18 protein-coding genes and 1 pseudogene are annotated in these 17148 nt (G+C 66.4%); 12 read left to right on the forward strand and 7 right to left on the reverse strand.

Features of this window, described 5'->3' with window-relative positions; translation table 11 throughout:
- Positions 1-39 precede the first annotated feature (39 nt).
- Complete coding sequence (locus ARC39_RS07420) at positions 40-2142, reverse strand: bifunctional rhamnulose-1-phosphate aldolase/short-chain dehydrogenase (protein WP_068112358.1); 2103 nt, start codon at positions 2140-2142, stop codon at positions 40-42.
- 189 nt (positions 2143-2331) lie between these two features.
- Here ARC39_RS07420 and ARC39_RS07425 point away from each other — a divergent pair, with 189 nt between their 5' ends.
- From ARC39_RS07425 to rhaD, 9 genes are all read left to right on the forward strand, one after another.
- On the forward strand, positions 2332-3138 hold the full coding sequence (locus ARC39_RS07425) for a DeoR/GlpR family DNA-binding transcription regulator (RefSeq protein ID WP_068112363.1): 807 nt from the start codon (positions 2332-2334) through the stop codon (positions 3136-3138).
- Positions 3139-3183: 45 nt separating this feature from the next.
- Entirely contained in the window at positions 3184-4179 is a 996-nt protein-coding gene (gene rhaS, locus ARC39_RS07430; RefSeq protein WP_068112367.1) for a rhamnose ABC transporter substrate-binding protein, read from the forward strand.
- A gap of 73 nt (positions 4180-4252) precedes the next feature.
- On the forward strand, positions 4253-5797 hold the full coding sequence (locus ARC39_RS07435; protein ID WP_068112369.1) for a sugar ABC transporter ATP-binding protein: 1545 nt from the start codon (positions 4253-4255) through the stop codon (positions 5795-5797).
- Positions 5794-6777 (forward strand): ABC transporter permease, encoded by a 984-nt coding sequence (locus ARC39_RS07440; RefSeq protein ID WP_068112373.1) that lies wholly within the window; start codon positions 5794-5796, stop codon positions 6775-6777. The genes ARC39_RS07435 and ARC39_RS07440 overlap by 4 nt, the downstream gene beginning before the upstream one ends.
- Positions 6774-7772 carry an ABC transporter permease gene (locus ARC39_RS07445; RefSeq protein ID WP_068112376.1) on the forward strand — a complete coding sequence of 333 codons (999 nt, stop codon included), beginning with the start codon at positions 6774-6776 and terminating at the stop codon, positions 7770-7772. Before ARC39_RS07440 ends, ARC39_RS07445 begins: the two co-directional genes overlap by 4 nt.
- Positions 7772-8086 (forward strand): L-rhamnose mutarotase, encoded by a 315-nt coding sequence (rhaM, locus tag ARC39_RS07450; RefSeq protein WP_068112379.1) that lies wholly within the window; start codon positions 7772-7774, stop codon positions 8084-8086. Before ARC39_RS07445 ends, rhaM begins: the two co-directional genes overlap by 1 nt.
- Positions 8083-9492: an FGGY-family carbohydrate kinase gene (locus tag ARC39_RS07455; RefSeq protein WP_068112382.1), complete on the forward strand. Its 1410-nt coding sequence runs from the start codon at positions 8083-8085 to the stop codon at positions 9490-9492. The genes rhaM and ARC39_RS07455 overlap by 4 nt, the downstream gene beginning before the upstream one ends.
- On the forward strand, positions 9489-10736 hold the full coding sequence (locus ARC39_RS07460; protein ID WP_068112386.1) for an L-rhamnose isomerase: 1248 nt from the start codon (positions 9489-9491) through the stop codon (positions 10734-10736). Before ARC39_RS07455 ends, ARC39_RS07460 begins: the two co-directional genes overlap by 4 nt.
- Before the next feature lie 11 nt (positions 10737-10747).
- The gene (gene rhaD / locus ARC39_RS07465; RefSeq protein WP_068112389.1) at positions 10748-11593 is read left to right on the forward strand and encodes a rhamnulose-1-phosphate aldolase; all 846 of its coding nucleotides are present in this window, start codon (positions 10748-10750) and stop codon (positions 11591-11593) included.
- 40 nt (positions 11594-11633) lie between these two features.
- On the opposite strand, the gene ARC39_RS07470 is transcribed toward rhaD, so the two are convergent.
- Positions 11634-12104: a MarR family winged helix-turn-helix transcriptional regulator gene (locus tag ARC39_RS07470; RefSeq protein ID WP_068112392.1), complete on the reverse strand. Its 471-nt coding sequence runs from the start codon at positions 12102-12104 to the stop codon at positions 11634-11636.
- Between the two features lie 346 nt (positions 12105-12450).
- Between ARC39_RS07470 and ARC39_RS26120 the strand changes: the two are divergent.
- The 3 genes and pseudogenes from ARC39_RS26120 to ARC39_RS07480 form a co-directional block, all read left to right on the forward strand.
- Positions 12451-12744 (forward strand): annotated as a pseudogene (locus ARC39_RS26120) (VOC family protein); the annotation flags it as partial.
- A gap of 14 nt (positions 12745-12758) precedes the next feature.
- The gene (locus ARC39_RS26125) at positions 12759-12932 is read left to right on the forward strand and encodes a hypothetical protein (RefSeq protein ID WP_236545171.1); all 174 of its coding nucleotides are present in this window, start codon (positions 12759-12761) and stop codon (positions 12930-12932) included.
- An 11-nt stretch (positions 12933-12943) separates the two neighbouring features.
- Positions 12944-13303: a DUF1428 domain-containing protein gene (locus ARC39_RS07480; RefSeq protein WP_068112398.1), complete on the forward strand. Its 360-nt coding sequence runs from the start codon at positions 12944-12946 to the stop codon at positions 13301-13303.
- A gap of 276 nt (positions 13304-13579) precedes the next feature.
- Here ARC39_RS07480 and nusB read toward each other — a convergent pair whose 3' ends face one another.
- The 5 genes from nusB to ARC39_RS07505 all read right to left on the reverse strand — a co-directional run bounded on the left by nusB (position 13580) and on the right by ARC39_RS07505 (position 17093).
- Positions 13580-14035 carry a transcription antitermination factor NusB gene (gene nusB, locus ARC39_RS07485; protein ID WP_236545146.1) on the reverse strand — a complete coding sequence of 152 codons (456 nt, stop codon included), beginning with the start codon at positions 14033-14035 and terminating at the stop codon, positions 13580-13582.
- Between the two features lie 8 nt (positions 14036-14043).
- Positions 14044-14595 (reverse strand): 6,7-dimethyl-8-ribityllumazine synthase, encoded by a 552-nt coding sequence (locus tag ARC39_RS07490; RefSeq protein ID WP_068112401.1) that lies wholly within the window; start codon positions 14593-14595, stop codon positions 14044-14046.
- 3 nt (positions 14596-14598) lie between these two features.
- The gene (gene ribB / locus ARC39_RS07495; protein ID WP_068112404.1) at positions 14599-15705 is read right to left on the reverse strand and encodes a 3,4-dihydroxy-2-butanone-4-phosphate synthase; all 1107 of its coding nucleotides are present in this window, start codon (positions 15703-15705) and stop codon (positions 14599-14601) included.
- A gap of 117 nt (positions 15706-15822) precedes the next feature.
- Entirely contained in the window at positions 15823-16788 is a 966-nt protein-coding gene (locus ARC39_RS07500; RefSeq protein ID WP_068112406.1) for an alpha/beta fold hydrolase, read from the reverse strand.
- Positions 16789-16799: 11 nt separating this feature from the next.
- Entirely contained in the window at positions 16800-17093 is a 294-nt protein-coding gene (locus ARC39_RS07505) for an SCP2 sterol-binding domain-containing protein (protein ID WP_438273256.1), read from the reverse strand.
- Positions 17094-17148: the final 55 nt, after the last annotated feature.

Below are 17148 nucleotides of genomic sequence, written 5' to 3' on the forward strand. Positions count from 1 at the left end.
CTCCGAAGCGGCGTGCAGGCACGCCGGTGTGGCTACGCGTCAACGGGTGAAGGATTGCACGTTGCCCGCGTCCACGTTGAGAATGTTGCCGGTGCTCTTCGCGGAGGCTTCGGTGACGAAGAAGTAGCTGGCCTCGGCAACGTCTTCCGGCAGAACCGAACGCTTGAGCAGTGAACGGTCGCGGTACATCTCTTCCAACCCGGTCTTGTCGGTGCCGTAGGTGCTGGCGCGCTGGTCCAGCCATTCGCCCTCCCAGATGCGGGAACCGCGCAGGACGGCGTCGGGGTTGACCACGTTCACGCGGATACCCTCCGGCGCGCCCTCAAGGGCGAGGCAGCGGGCGAGATGGATCTCGCTCGCCTTGGCCGTGCAGTAGGCGGAGGCATTGGGCGAGGCCGCCAGCCCGTTCTTGGAGGCCACGAAGACGATCGCACCGCCGATGCCCTGCGTCTTCATCACCGTGAAAGCGGCGCGCGACACCAGGAAATACCCCGTCGACAGGATCGACATGTTGCGGTTCCACAGATCGAGGCTGGTGTCCTCGATCGGTGCGGACGACGCGATTCCGGCGTTGGAGATCAGGATGTCCAGCCCGCCGTATTCCACCGAAGCTGCCGCAAAGGAGTCGGTGACAGCCGCCTCGCTGGTCACGTCCATCTTGGTCGTGCGCACCACGTCGGGCGAGAAACGCGCAGCCAGGGCGGCCCGGGTCTCTTCGAGTGCTGCGGCATCGATGTCGGCCAGAACCACGCAGGCACCTTCACGCAGGAAGCGTTCGGCGGTGGCGGAGCCGATCCCGCCCGCGCCGCCGGTGACAAGCGCCACGCGGCCCGCCAGCGACTTGGGCTTTGGCATCCGTTGCAGCTTGGCCTCTTCCAGAAGCCAGTACTCGATGTCGAAGGCTTCCTGCTCCGGCAGGCCGACGTAGGTCGAGACGGCAGAGGCGCCGCGCATCACGTTGATCGCATTGACGTAGAACTCGCCGGAGATCCGCGCCGTCGCCTTGTCCTTGGCGAAGGTGATCATGCCGACACCGGGGATGAGGTAGACAACGGCGTTCGGGTCGCGCATCGCCGGGCTGTCGGGCCGCTTGCACCGCTCGTAATAGGCCACGTAGCCCTCGCGGTATTCGGCGACGCTTCCCTCCAGCCCTGCAAGTACCCCGTCCACGTCCGGGCTTGCCGGGTCGAATGGCACCACAAGCGGGCGAATCTTGGTGCGAAGGAAGTGGTCCGGGCAACTCGTCCCAAGTGCTGCAAGCGCTTCCATGTCCTGCGAATTGACGAATTCCAGCACCGCGTCCTGATCGTCGAAATGCCCCACCATGTGCTGGTTGCCCGAGACCATGCCGCGAATGGCGGGCATCAGCCGCGCGGCAACCTCGCGGCGCCCTGCCGGTGCCAGCGCCTCGAACTTCGCGCCGCCGAAGGCAGGCGCACCGGCCGTCTTCGCGGCGAACCAGGCAATCGCGCGGTTGATCGTTTCCACCGTGAGCGCATAGCATTCTTCGGCCGTCTCGGCCCAGGTGAAGAGCCCGTGGCTTTCCAGCACCACGCCCTTGGCCTCCGGGTTCTCGAGGCAGAATTTCTCCAGCCAAAGCCCCAGTTCGTAGCCCGGCCGCTTCCATGGCAGCCAGCCGATCTCGTCGCCAAAGATCTCCTGCGTCAGTTCCTTGGAATTCTCCGAGGCCGCAATGGCGATCACCGCATCGGGGTGGACGTGGTCCACATGGGGTTTCGGTACATAGGCATGCAGCGGCGTGTCGATCGACGCGGCACGCGGGTTCAGCTTGAAGGTGCAGTGGGGCAGGTAGCCCACCATTTCGTCCTCGTGCTCCAGCCCGCGATACAGACCTTTCAGGGCACGGAGCTTGTCCATGTAGAGCGTCGCAAATCCATCCTTGCCCATGGAGCCGATGTCGCCGCCCGAGCCCTTGACCCAGAGCACTTCCACCGGCTCACCCGTCAGCGGGTCGGTCTCCATGACCTTCGCGGAGGTGTTGCCACCGCCGTAATTCGTGATCCGCTTGTCGGAGCCAAGCAGGTTGGAACGATAGAGCAGAAGATCCGATTCGCTCATATCGCGGGCGGCGCCTGCGTCCCAAAGGTTTGGCAGCCTGTTGTTATCGCTCGTTTCCAGCATGTTGGCATTCCTCCCAATGAGCCGGTCTGTCCTGTGTGTTCGGCAAGACGGTCGCCGGAGTGGCTCTCAAAGTCAATCAATTTCAATCATCAACGATCATTATGCAGCTGCAGAAAGTGCATCCATGCTTGAATTTGATTGACAATGATTGGTTATCCGCGCAACGTTGCGCAACACGGAGGCAGGAAGATGCACGAATCGGAGCGTCACAGAGTCATTCTTTCGGCGGTTCAGGACCGGCCGGTGGTCACTGTGGCCGATCTCTGTTCGCTGACAGGTGCGTCCGAGGCCACGGTGCGGCGGGACATCGCCGCGCTGCATATGCAGAAGAAGCTGCGCCGCGTGCGCGGCGGCGCGGAAGCGCTGGCGCCGCCGCAGTTCCAGGGCCTCGCGGGGCATCCCTTCGAGATGAACGAGACCCTGCGTATCGACCAGAAACGGGCAATCGCGGCGGCGGCCGTGGCGCTGTGCGAGGATGGCGAGCCGATCATCATCAACGGCGGCACCACGACCTTTCAGATGGTGCATCCGCTCGCGAGCCGCCGTTTGCAGGTGTTCACCAACTCGTTCCCCATCGCGGAGCACCTGCTGAAGACGTCGAAGAACACCGTGATGCTCTCCGGCGGCGCGGTCTATCGCGAGCAGATGATCATCCTCTCGCCCTTCGAGAACGACGTGACCCGCAATTTCTATGCCCGGCGTCTGTTCATGGGGGCGAAGGGGGTCGGCCAGATCGGTGTGATGGAGGCCGATCCGCTGCTGATCCAGGCCGAGCAGAAGCTGATCGGGCAGGCCGACGAGATTGTGCTAATGGTCGATTCCAGCAAGTTCCGAAACCGCTCCAGCCTGGTGCTCTGCCCGCTGGAACGGATCGACATACTCATTACCGACGATGGCATCGACGCCGAAGCGCACGCGATGCTGGAGGATGCGGGCGTGCGCGTGATCGTTGCCCAGACAGCTTCGGCCAAGGACCAGGAAACCAAGGCCGGGTGAACCCGGGATGACCCGGGACAAAGACCGTTCATAGGGAGGACAAACATGAACGTAGTGAAGACAGCCCTTTCCACCGTCGCGGTCGCCGCGGCAATGTTCGCGGGGACGGCGCAGGCACAGGACGACATGCGCATTGCGCTCGTCGTGAAGGCGCTCGGCATCGGGTTCTTCGAGGCCGCCGCGAAGGGCGCAGAGGAAGCGGCCGCAGAGATCGGCGGAGTCGAGGTCATCTACACGGGTCCGACCGACACCACCGCCGAAGGCCAGATCGAGGTCATCAACGCGCTGATTGCCCAGCGGGTCGATGCCATCGCGATTTCCGCGAACGATACCGACGCCCTGGTTCCGGCCCTGAAGAAGGCCATGGATCGCGGCATCACGGTCATTAGCTGGGACTCCGGTGTGGCCGAAGGGGGCCGGCAGATGCACCTGAATCCCTCGTCCAACCCGCTGATCGGCAACATGATCATCAAGCTCGCCGCCGATCACATGCCCGACGGCGGGGACGTCGCGGTGCTGTCCGCGACCGCGACCGCCACGAACCAGAACATCTGGATCGAGGAGATGAACAAGGTCCTGCCGAACTACCCGGGCATCAACGTGGTCGCGACCGTCTATGGTGACGACCTGTCCGACAAGTCCTACCGCGAGGCAACCGGCCTGATGCAGACCTACCCGGACCTCAAGGCGATCATCGCGCCCACCTCCGTCGGCATTGTTGCTGCCGCGCAGGCCGTCGTGGATGCCGGCAAGGTCGGCGAGGTCAACGTGACCGGCCTCGGACTGCCGTCGGAAATGGCCGGCGCTATCGAATCCGGCGCGTCCCAGTCCTTCGCGATCTGGAACCCGATCGACCTCGGATACGCCGCGACCTACATCTCCCACCAGCTTGCCTCCGGTGCTGCGGAAGCCGCGCCCGGCTCGGAGATTTCCATGGGCCGCATCGGGTCGGTGACGCTGGACGAGACCAACTCCGGCGCGATGGCCGATCCCTTCGTCTACGATTCCTCCAACATCGACGAGTTCAAGAGCATCTTCTGAACACCTCCTGACACCCGGTCCGGCGCCTCGCGCGCCGGGCCCGCGACACCGCAACAGATCTGGAACCCCCCCGATGTTTGTGAGCCCCGACGTCTCCGGCGCGACCGATGCAGCCGCGAGCGAGCCCATTCTTTCGCTCTCCGGCATCACCAAGACCTTCCCCGGCGTACGTGCGCTCTCGGATGTGTCGCTGGAGCTCTACCCCGGTCAGGTAACCGCCCTGGTGGGCGAAAATGGTGCCGGCAAATCCACCATCGTCAAGGTGCTGACGGGCATCTACCGGCCCGACGAGGGCACGATCAGCGTTGACGGGCAGGAGACACGCTTTCCCACCGCGCGCGCGGCCTCCGATGCAGGCATCACCGCGATCCATCAGGAAACAGTGCTCTTCGACGAATTGACGGTGGCCGAAAACATCTTCCTCGGCCATGCCCCGCGCGGGCGCCGCGGTTTGATCGACTGGGCCACCATGCGCCGGCAGGCGTCCGAGATCCTGGACCGCGTCGGCGCCGAGATCGACCCGTCGGTCCTGCTGAAAGACCTAGGCATCGCCAACAAGCACCTTGTCGCGATCTCCCGCGCGCTCAGCATCGATGCCCGCGTGGTGATCATGGACGAGCCCACCGCGTCGCTCAGCCAGAAAGAGATCGAGGAACTCTACGAACTGGTGGAGAAGCTGAAGGCCGACGGCAAGGCGATCCTCTTCATCTCCCACAAGTTCGACGAAATCTTCCGCATCGCGGACCGCTACACGGTGTTCCGTGACGGCCAGCACGTCGGCGCCGGCCTGATGGCCGATATCACCGAGGACGATCTGGTGCGGCTCATGGTCGGCCGCTCGGTCGACGCGATCTTCCCGGAACGCAGCGCCAATCCCGGCGACGAGATCCTGAAAGTCGACGGCTACTGTCATCCGACCGAGTTCGACGACATCTCCTTCGATCTGCGCCGCGGAGAGATCCTCGGGTTCTACGGCCTCGTCGGGGCAGGGCGCTCGGAGGTCATGCAGGCACTCTTCGGCATCACCCGGCCCTCGGCCGGCACCGTCCACGTCGACGGCGCCCCGGTGGAGATCCACTCCACCGCCGCGGCGGTGGAGGCCGGCATCGTCTACGTGCCCGAAGATCGCGGCAAGCAGGGCGCGATCATCGGCTTGCCGATCTTCCAGAATGTCACCCTGCCGTCGCTGTCGCGCACCTCGCGGAACGGGTTCATCCGGCTGGCGGAGGAATTCGAGCTCACCCGCAAGTACACCGAACGGCTGGACCTGCGCGCCGCCGCGCTGGATCAGGACGTGGGCAACCTCTCGGGCGGCAACCAGCAGAAGGTGGTGATCGCCAAGTGGCTCGCCACCGAACCCAAGATCATCATCCTCGACGAGCCCACCAAGGGGATCGACATCGGCTCCAAGGCGGCGGTGCATGCCTTCACCGCCGAGCTTGCCGCCCAGGGCCTCGCCGTCATCATGGTCTCTTCCGAGATCCCGGAAGTCCTCGGCATGTCCGACCGGGTGATCGTCATGCGCGAAGGGCGCATGGCCGCCGAACTCTCGGGCGACCAGATGACGCCAGAAACACTCGTCCGGCACGCCGCCGGCATCTCGGAGGGCCGGTCATGATCGCCCAGTTCGTCAAATCGCGGGAGGCGCTGCTGCTTGCGGCCATCGCTTTGCTGCTCGCGCTCATCGCGTCGCGGTTCCCCAGCTTCGTTTCGCCGGGCAACCTCGTCGCGGTCTTCAACGACACCTCGACGCTGATCCTGCTGGCGCTCGGCCAGATGGTCGTGATCCTGACCCGCTGCATCGACCTTTCGGTCGCCGCCAACCTGGCGCTGACCGGGATGGTCGTGGCAATGCTCAATACTGTCGCGCCCGGCGTGCCCATCGTGGCGATCCTGCTCATCGCGCTGACGCTTGGTGCCGTGATGGGGGCCATCAACGGTCTGTTGGTCTGGAAACTCGAAATCCCGCCCATCGTCGTGACGCTGGGAACGATGACCATCTATCGCGGGATCATCTTCCTGATCTCCGGCGGTGAGTGGATCAACGCGCATGAGATGAGCGACGCGTTCAAGCAGTTTCCGCGCGCCGTGGTGCTTGGCCTGCCGATGCTCTCCTGGTGTGCGATCTTCGCGGTTGCCGCCTTCGTGGTGCTGGTGAACCGCACCGCGCTCGGCCGCGCCTTCTTCGCCGTGGGCGGCAACCCGCGGGCGGCGGTCTATACCGGCATCGACGTGGGCCGCACGCAGTTCTTCGCCTTCACGCTTTCGGGCACGCTCGCGGGGCTCACCGGCTATCTCTGGGTCTCGCGCTTCGCCGTGGCCTATGTAGATATTGCCGGTGGCTTCGAGCTGACCGTGGTCGCCGCCTGCGTCATCGGCGGCATCTCCATCGCCGGCGGCGTCGGCTCGGTGGCGGGCGCGGTGCTCGGCGCACTCTTCCTCGGGGTCATCAACAATGCCCTGCCGGTGGTCAATATCTCGCCCTTCTGGCAGCTCGCCATCTCCGGCGCCGCGATCATCGTCGCCGTGGCCCTCAATGCCCAGTCGAGCCGCACCAAGGGCCGTGTCATCCTCAAAACCGCGGAGCAGACAGCATGAGCACCGCCACCCACCACCACGTACCCGACCGGCTGAACGGTCCGTTGCATCGCACCGTCCGCAGCTGGGAATCCCTGCTGCTCGCGGTCGCCGTGGCGATCTTCGTGATGAATTCCTTCGCGTCGCCCTACTTCCTCGACGCCTGGAACCTCAGCGACGCGACCTTCAACTTCACCGAAAAGGCGATGATCGCCTTCGCCATGGCGCTGCTGATCACCTCCGGCGAGATCGACCTCTCCGTCGCCTCCATCATCGCGCTCTCCTCCACGGCGATGGGGGCGGCGGCAGAGGCCGGCCTCGGCATGCCCGGCATCGTCGCGGTGGGGCTTGTCACCGGTCTTGCCTGCGGCGCGTTCAACGGCGCACTGGTCGCCGGGCTCGGCCTGCCGTCCATCGTGGTCACGATCGGCACGATGAGCCTCTTTCGCGGCATCTCCTATATCGTGCTCGGCGATCAGGCCTACACCAGCTACCCGCCGAGCTTCGCCGTCTTCGGCCAGGGTTACGTGGGCTGGGTGATCACGGTGGAGATGGTGCTCTTCGTGCTGTTCGCGGTCATCTTCGGGGTCGTGTTGCACAAGACCAACTTCGGCCGCGCCGTGCTGGCCATCGGTAACAATGCCACCGGCGCACTCTTCTCCGGTATCCGGGTGCGGCGCGTGAAGTTCATCCTCTTCCTGCTGACCGGCGTCATGGCCGCCGTGGCATCGGTCTGCCTGACCTCGCGCCTGGGCTCCACGCGCCCCTCCATCGCCTTCGGCTGGGAGCTGGAGGTGGTCACGATGGTGGTGCTCGGCGGCGTCAACATCCTCGGCGGCTCCGGCTCCATTCCGGGCGTCGTCATCGCCGCCTTCGTGATGGGGCTCGTCACCTTCGGCCTCGGGCTGCTGAACGTGCCCGGCATCGTCATGTCGATCTTCATCGGCCTGCTGCTGATCGGGGTCATCGCCCTGCCGCGGATCTGGTTCCAGCTTCAGATCATGAGGGGGAAGTGATGGAGAAATACGCCTTCCGAATGCGCCTGAATCCCGGCTGCGAGGCGGAATACAAGCGCCGCCACGACGAGATCTGGCCAGAGCTCGTGGATCTGCTCCACGATGCCGGGATCACCGACTACTCGATCCATCTCGACCGTGAGACCGGCCTGCTCTTCGGAGTGCTCTGGCGCCGCGACGATCACCGCATGGACAGCCTGCCTGAAACCGAGGTGATGCAGCGCTGGTGGGCTCACATGGCCGACATCATGGAAACCCAGGCCGACAACAAGCCGGTCGTGACCGATCTCGAAACCCTGTTCCACATGCCATGAGCCAGCCCCGCCATATCGCCGTGGTCGACATCGGCAAGACCAACGCCAAGGTGGCGTTGGTCGACCTGGGCCGCCGCGCCGAGATCGCTGAGACGCGCACTCCGAACGACGTTCGCTGCGTGCCGCCCTATCCGCACTACGATACCGACGGGCTCTGGGCCTTCATCCTCGCGAGCCTGAAAGACCTGCACGCGCAACATCGGGTGGATGCACTCACCGTAACCACCCACGGCGCGTCTGCCGCACTGCTGGATGCGGAGGGAAACCTGGCAACCCCGGTGCTCGATTACGAATTCGTCGGGCCGGATGCGCAGGCTGCTGCCTATGACGCGATCCGCCCCGACTTCGCGCTCACCGGCGCCCCGCGACTGCCCATGGGGCTGAACCTGGGCGCGCAGATCCACTGGCTGCTGCAAACGCAACCGGGCCTGCGCGCAAGGCTCGCGCGGATCGTCACCTACCCGCAGTACTGGGTCGGCCGGCTGACCGGAGAATGGGTCTGCGAAACAACGTCGCTGGGCTGCCACACGGACCTCTGGGAGCCCCGCAATGGCCGGTTCAGTGCGCTCGTGGCGCAACTGGGGCTGCTGGATGTGATGGCGCCCGTGCGCCGCGCCAACCAATGTATCGGGCCGGTTCTGCCGGAAATCTGCGCCGCCACCGGGCTTGCGCCCGACACGCCGGTATTCTGCGGCATCCATGATTCCAACGCCTCGCTCTACCCGCATGTTCTGGATCAGACGCCGCCGTTTTCGGTGCTTTCCACTGGCACATGGGTCATCGCAATGGCGATGGGCGGGGCCGAGGTGGCGCTCGACCCGGCGCGCGACACGCTGATCAACGTCAACGCGCGCGGCCAGCCCGTGCCCTCCGCGCGTTTCATGGGCGGGCGGGAATACGAGATCCTCTCCGGCGGAACCCACGTGGACCCCGCGCCCGATGACATCGCCGCCGTTCTGGCGCGCGAGATCCTTTTGCTGCCCAGCATCGTGCCGGAATCCGGGCCGTTCCAGGGTCGCACCGCGCGCTGGAGCCACCCCGAGGGCGAGCTGACGCCGGGGCAGCGGTCGGCCGCGGTCTCCCTCTACCTCGCCTGCATGGCCGCGACCTGCCTCGACATGATCGGCGCCCGCGGCCCGACGCTGACCGAAGGGCCGTTTGCCCGCAACGGGCTCTTCCTCGACATGCTCGCCGCCATAACCGGGCGGCCGGTCCTGCTGCCCGGCGGTTCCGCCACCGGCACCAGCATCGGGGCAGCCTTGCTGGCGCTTGGCGACATGCCACGCGGAGCAGGGCAGGGCGCGGCCACGCACCCGCCGCCGACCGGCGCGCGCGGCATAGATTTGCAGCGCTACGCGGCCCTCTGGACCGCGCGCGCACCCGACCAGAAGGAACCGATTCCATGACCCGTCCCGAATTTGCCCGAGCGTGCGAGATATTCGCCGATTGGGGCGTCGATACCGAGGCCGCGATCTCGCGACTCGGGGAGATCCCCATCTCCGTCCACTGCTGGCAGGGGGACGACGTGGTTGGCTTCGAAGGGCTGACCGCGGGTTCCGGTGGTGGCATCCAGGCCACCGGCAACTTTCCCGGCCGTGCGCGTACGCCGGACGAGCTTCGCGCCGATCTGGATTTCGCCTATGACAATATCCCCGGCCGGCACCGGCTGAACCTGCACGCCTGCTACCTCGACACCGACGAGACGCCATCGCGCGACGCGCTGGAATACCGTCACTTCGAATCCTGGGTCGACTGGGCGAAGGAGAAAGGGCACGGGCTCGACTTCAACCCGACGTTCTTCGCGCACCCCCTGGCGGACGACAATCTCACCCTGTCGCATCCCGATGCGGGCGTCCGCGACTTCTGGATCGCCCACGGCAAGTGCTGCCGCGAGATCGCCGCGCGCATGGGGGCCGCCCTCGGGTCGCCCTGCGTTGACAATGTCTGGGTGCCGGACGGCTACAAGGACATTCCCGTAGGCCGGATGGCGGCCCGGGAACGGCTGGAAGCCTCGCTCGATCTGATGCTGGACACCCCGTACGACAAGGCACATCTGCTGGACGCCGTAGAAAGCAAGCTCTTCGGTATCGGGGTGGAGGCCTGCACGATCGGCAGCCACGAGTTCTACTACGGCTACGCGATCCGCAAGGGCACACTCCTGTGCCTCGACATGGGCCACTTCCACCCGACCGAGAATATCGCCGACAAGCTCAGCTCCGTCAGCCTCTCGGTGGACGAGATCCTGCTGCACGTCAGCCGGCCCATGCGGTGGGACAGCGACCACGTGATCCTGCTCAACGACGACATCCAGGCAATGGCCAACGAACTGGTCTTCGGCGATCTGCTGGGCCGCACCCATATCGGGCTCGATTTCTTCGATGCCACGATCAGCCGCACCGCGGCCTGGGTCATCGGCACCCGCAACATGCAGAAGGCCCTGCTGCGGGCGTTGCTGCAACCCGTGGCACAGCTTCAGGACATCGAGGCGGCGCTGAATTTCTCCGACCGCCTCATCCTCACCGAGGAGTTGAAGGACTTGCCCTACGGGGCGGTCTGGGACGAGTTCTGCGCGCGGCAGGACGTCCCGACCGGCAAGTCCCTGCTTGCCGATCTCAACGCCTATCAGGCATCGGTCGCGGACCGGAATTAAGGAGGCAGGACATGCCGGAATTTTCCCACGCCATCTCCTTCGTCGAGGAGATGGCTCCCTTCGTGCGGCTCTGCTGGGACATGGGCTGGAACGAGGCCAACGGCGGTAATGTGAGCTGGCGCCTTCCCACCGACGAGATCACCGCGATCCTGCGCCGACGTTTCCCGAGGGCGAAGGAAAACCCCGCCGTGCCCCTGCAGCGGGCGCAACCGACGCTGGACGGCGAATACTTCCTCGTCACGGGGTCCGGGCAATTCTTCCGCCACGCGCTGGACCATCCCGACGAGGTGTTCGGTATCGTGCAGATCGTCAACGACGGCACCGCCTATCGCCGGGTCTGGGGCTATGCCATGGGCGGTAGCCCGACCTCCGAGTTCGCCACGCACCTTGTCGGCCACGCGGTGCGCAAGCGCGTCTCGGGCGGCCGGGAACGGGTGATCCTGCATTGCCACGTGCCCGAGTTCATCGCGCTCAGCTTCCTGATGCCCCTCGACTCGCGCGAGCTGACGCTGGCGCTGTGGCAGAAGATGCCCGAATGCATCGTGATCTTCCCCGATGGGGTCCGGGTCGTGCCGCCACTCCTGCCCGGTACGGTGAAGATTGCCGAAGCCTCCGCCAAGGAGCTGGAGAAGAGCCGCATCATCTCCTGGACGCACCACGGAATCTTCGCCTCCGAGGAGAGCCCCGAGCGGGTCTTCGCGCTGGTGGAGACGGTGGAGAAAGCCTGTGCCATCCAGCGGCGCGTGCTCTCCGCCGGTGGCCCGCAGCGCGGCATCGACATGTCGCTCCTGTCGGAGCTGTCGGAGAATTTCGCGCAGGCGATGGTCTGCCGGCCGGCGTTCCTGAACGACGCCTGAGGTAAGGCGGGCCGGTGAAGCTTGCCGCCGTCGCGCCGGGTCAGCCGGTGCGCGATGCCTCCGGCGGGCCGTAGGTGATCCGCCACAGACCCTCCCGCATCTCGCCGGGCGGCACGGGGGCGAGTTGCCGGTCCACCGCCGCATGGGCGGCGCGCCAGACCGGCAACGCCTGCACCAGAAGGTCGCGACCCGCGTCGGTCAGGCGCAGGCGCCGGCCGCGCCCGTCTTCGGGGTCCGGCGCCACCGACAGCAGCCCGCGCCGCTCCAGCGGCTTGAGGTTGGCGGTCAGCGTGGTGCGGTCCATCGCGAGCACATGGGCCACCGTGCCGAGCCGCGGCGGTTCGGGGCGGTTGAGCGACATCAGCAGGGAGAACTGCCCGTTGGTCAGGCCCAGCGGCCGCAATGCCTCGTCGAACTGGCGCCCGATGGCGCGCGCCGCTCTCTGAAGGTGCAGGCACAGGCACGTGTCGCGCACCTCGTGGGTGGTGCTCAGGGGCAGGTCGTCACGCATGACCGGAATTTACGTTGACATCAACATAGTGGTCAAGCACGCTGGGGCCATTGGTTCGGTACCGTGGGTTCGTTGCATGGATTTGAAACGGAGAGGCCTCGGATATGGCGCATCGCTGCTCATTGGTACATTTCGAGACGCCCTGTGAGCGCTCCGCGCGTGCGAGCGCTTTCCATACGGACGTGGTCGGCCGGACGATGCAGACGCACGGTCCGGAGACGCGCAACGACCCGCCGGCGGACACCACACGGACCGAAGACGCGCACCCGATTGCACCGGGCCATATTAACAGTGGCGCTGCACACGGCATGCTGCAACGGCGGCGCGGCCATGGGGAGGGGAAAGCATGATCCGCGACCTGCGCACCTGCCTGTGGTACAAGGGCGACGGGATCGAAGCGGCTGAATTCTACGTGTCGCTCCTGCCCGACAGCCGGATCGAGCATCTCGAGCAGTCCTGGGGGGACAACCCGCCTCTGGTCGTTCGCTTCACGCTCGCGGGCGTGCCCTACATGATGATCAACATGGCGCCGAGCGAGGAGATGCCCGGCTTCGAGCACAGCCCGGCCGTGTCGATTTCGGTGACGACATCGGACCAGGCGGAGACCGACCGGCTCTGGGAGGCGCTCGCCGCCGATGGCGGGCAGGAGAGCATGTGCGGCTGGGTGACCGACCGCTTCGGCGTTTCCTGGCAGATCGTGCCGGAGGTGCTGCCGAAACTGCTGGAGGCCGGGGAGACCGTGCCGCCGCCTCCCGTGCCCGGGACGCGATGTTCCGCATGCGCAAGATCGACATTGCCGCCCTGGAGGCGGCTTTCAACGGCGATTGAAGGAGATACTCATGACCTATGTTGCGGGATTCGTGCAGCCTGTGCCGACGGCGAAAAAGGCGGAATACCTCGAAATCGCGAGCCGCTCCTGGCCACTCTTCAAGGACCACGGGGCGCTGGACATGCGAGAGTGCTGGGGCGATGCGGTGCCGGACGGCGAGGTGACGTCCTTCCCCATGGCCGTGAAGGCCGAACCCGGGGAGACGGTCGTCTTCTCCTGGGTGAGCTTCCCGGACAAGGAAACCCATGATGCCTGCATGGCGACCATGGAGACGGATCCGCGCTGGGCGGACTTTTTCGCCGAGAACATGCCCTTCGACATGAAGCGGATGATCTACGGCGGGTTCGACGTGGGATTCGAAGGCACGTAACGCCCATGGCCGCGCGCCGAAGGGGCGCGGCTCCCGCCCGTCGTTGCGGCATCGCGGATGCCGCGCCTCCCGTTGGGCCGGGCCGCGTGCGGTCCGCACGCGGCGGCCTCTGGCCCGAGCGCGCCCGGAATGGCGCGGGGGGGGGGAGCGTGCGGCGGGGCAGGGATACTTGGCCACCGGGACCGCGCACGCGCGCGCAGCGCGCGCCCGGCCCAACCCTGTTGCCGAGCCCGCAAGGGCGGCGCGGCACAGGGGCGGGAGACCGCCCGAGCGGGGTCAGAAGTTCTCCGGTTGCGCCTCGCGGGCCATGTGGTCGAGCACGGCGTTGACGAATTTCGGCTCGCGGCCCTCCGGGAAGAACGCCTTGGCGATATCGACGAACTCGGTGATCACCACCTTGGGCGGGGTTTGCGCCGCCACCAGCTCTGCGCCGGCCGCGCGAAACAGCGCCCGCAGGGTCGGGTCGATCCGGTCGATGGGCCATTTTGCGACCAGCGCCCGGTCGGTCATCTGGTCAATCCGGGCCTGTTCGTTCACCGCCCGGTCCACCAGGGCGCGAAAGGTCGCCGGGTCGCCCTCGGCCATTTCCTCGCCTTCATAGGCCGCGCCGAAGCGATGGTCCTCGAATTCCTTCTCCACCGCCTCGGTCGTCTGGCCGGAGCTCTCCATCTGGAACAATGCCTGGACGGCATAGAGCCGGGCGGCGGACTTCATCTGGCGTTTGTCCGACATCGGCGCGCTCACGCGGTGGCCGGGCCGGTTGCGTCGCCGGCCAGTTGAATTTCGTCCCGCAGCGGCTTGAAACCGATGTTCTTCTTCTCGTTTCCGAACCGCCGGGTGAGGGCGATCAGGTGCAGCGCCGCCGCCGCCGCGCCGCCGCCCTTGTTCTGTCCCTTCGCCTCGGCGCGCACCGTGGCCTGGGCGCGGTTTTCCACCGTGAGGATGCCGTTGCCGATGCAGGCACCGTCCAGCCCCAGCAGCGTCAAGGCCCGTGAGCTGTCGTTGCAGACCGTGTCGTAATGCGTGGTCTCGCCGCGAATGACGCAGCCGAGGGCGACGAAGCCGTCGAAATTCGACTGCCGGTAGGCGATGCGGATCGCCGTGGGCACTTCCAGCGCGCCCGGCACTTCCGCGATCTCCCAGCTGCCGCCGGCGGCTTCGATCTCCGCCTTGGCGCCCGCGATGAGCTCGTCGGCGATGTCCTTGTAATAGGGCGCCACGACGATCAGCAGTTTCACCGGCGTCTCGAAACGCGGCAATGGCAGGGTGTGGTGACTTTCGGCCTCGGCCATGGGTTACTCCGTGATGGGGCGGGTGCCGGCGATGGTCAGCCCGTAGGCGTCCAGCCCGACGTAGCGCGTGGCAGGGGAATCGGTGAGCAGGATCAGCTCCTTCAACCCAAGGTTCGACAGGATCTGGGCGCCAAGGCCGGTCTGCTTTACCGTGCGCGGACCCGTCTCCTCGTCGTCGAGTTGCAGCTTGCGGTCCGGGTTGCGGAAGAGGCAGACCACGCCGCGCCCTTCGCGCGCAATGATGTCCATGGCCCGGCCCAGCGTGTCGGGCCGCGTGACCCCGATGCCCAGCAGGTCGGCCAGCGGATCGAGCGCATGGGTGCGCACCAGAACCGGCTCTGGCGTCGAGATGTCGCCCTTGATCAGCGCGATATGCTCCGTGCCCTCGGTTTCTTCGGTGAAGACACGCATCGTCCAGCCGCCGCCGAAAACCGAGGCGACATCGCGCGTGTCGGTCTCCCGCACCAGGTTGTCGTGGCGGCGGCGGTAGGCGATCAAGTCGCTGATCGACCCGATCTTGATGCCATGCCGCTGCGAGAAAGCGATGAGTTCGGGCAGGCGCGCCATGGTCCCGTCGTCGTTCATGATCTCGCAGATCACCGCCGAGGGGTTCAGCCCGGCCAGGCGCGAGACATCCACCGCCGCCTCCGTGTGGCCGGCGCGCACCAGCACGCCCCCCTCGCGCGCGCGCAGCGGGAAGACATGGCCGGGGGTGGCGATGTCGGCCTCGCTCGACTTGGCGTCGATGGCGACCGAGACGGTCCGGGCGCGGTCGGCGGCCGAGATGCCCGTGGTCACGCCCTCGCGCGCCTCGATCGAGACCGTGAAGGCGGTGGTGTGACGCGACGAATTGTTTTCCGCCATCAGCGGCAGGCCGAGCGCGTCGATCCGCTCCGGCGTCAGGCACAGGCAGATGAGCCCGCGTCCGTGCGTCGCCATGAAGTTCACGGCGTCCGGCGTGGCCATCTGGGCCGGGATGATCAGGTCGCCCTCGTTCTCCCGGTCCTCGTGGTCGACAAGGATGTACATCCGGCCGTTGCGGGCGTCTTCGATAATCTCCTCCACCGAGGAGATGGCGTCGCGGTACATGGATTCGGTCGTTTCGGTCATCAGGGATCCTTCCTCGGGCCGCACATAGGCGATAGGGCGCGCGAAGGCCAGAGGCCGTGCCGCACAGCCGGTGTGGAGCGCCGCCGGATCGGGGGTATTCCACGCGGAGAAGGGTCTCTAGCGCGGTTCTCCGGTGGCGGATGGCAGCGCCGCCGCGAAGTGCGATGCGCAGGCGTCAAAGAACGCGATGCGCGTGGCGGGAACCTCCATCATGAGCTCGTGTTCCGCGCCCGGCACCTCCGTCAGCACACCTCCGGGCCAGCGCCCCATCAGGCGGCGGATCGCCTCCTTTCCGACGATGCGCTCGTTGCTGCCCATCCAGGTCAGGCAGGGCAGGTCCGGCGGTTTCATGCGGGTAAGCACGCGTCCCTCGCGCAGCGCGTCGTCAAGCCAGTCGATGGACGGCCCGCCAAGGGCGAAGCCGGGCGCGGCGGCGAGCTGGCGCTGCATCCACGCGAACATCTCCGGATCGGTCGTCAGCGTGTTGTTGGCGAACGGCGCCTCGCGCACGTAGCTCGTCGAATCGGTGGATGGCATGTAGCGGTTGCCCTGGCCAAAGGTCCGCGCCGTCAGGGCGATCATGTGAACCAGCGGTCGCGAATTTGCGGGCAGGGCGACATCCCACATCGGTGCGGAGAAGGCTGCGGCGGCCACCGGCAAGGCGTCGTGCAGCGCCCGGAGCCCGATGGCGCCGCCCATGGAATGGGCCAGCAGGAAGTAGGGCGCCGGCAACCCTTCCACTTGCGCAAAGTCCAGCAGCGCCGCGACGTCGATCTGGTAGTCGGCGAAGGCCGCCACATGCCCGGTCGCCGGGTCGTCGAGCAACCGGTCCGACAGGCCCTGACCGCGCCAGTCGATACTCGCGCAGGCGAAGCCGCGCGCCTGCAGTTCCGTGGCGGCCGGCCCGTATTTCTCGAGAAACTCGGTTCGCCCGGGAAAGAGCAGCACGGTCCCAAGCGCGTTCTGCGGCGCTGGCGCGAGCCGCCCCAGCCGCAGCCTGACGCCGTCCACGGTACGAAACCAAAATGCCGCGGCCCCGTCTGGCGCCGCGGCGATATCGTGATGGAAGGGCGCGGCCTCCATGCCCGGCGCCGTCAGGCGAGCGCCGCGCCGAGCTGCATCGCCAGCCCCATGTCGCCCTCGACCGTGAGTTTCCCCGTCATGTAGGCCGCCGTGGGGTTGGTCTCCCCCGCCAGGATCGCCTGGAAGGTCTCGGCATCCGCCGAAAGCGTCACGTCCGCATCTTCCTCGCCGGCCCGCACGCCCTCGCCGTCGATCATCAGGGCGCCTTCGCCCTCGATCACGAACTTGGCCGAACCGTTGACGGGGCCGCTCAGACGCTCGCTCAGGGCGGCCACGGCCTTGTCGATCAGATCACTCACGCGCATTCCCTCCGGTGGTTGTGATCGCGGAAGCGATTGGAAATTTCAGCGACCGCGCTAG

This window comes from Tropicimonas marinistellae (genome assembly GCF_001509585.1).
Taxonomy (GTDB): Bacteria; Pseudomonadota; Alphaproteobacteria; order Rhodobacterales; family Rhodobacteraceae; genus Tropicimonas; species Tropicimonas marinistellae.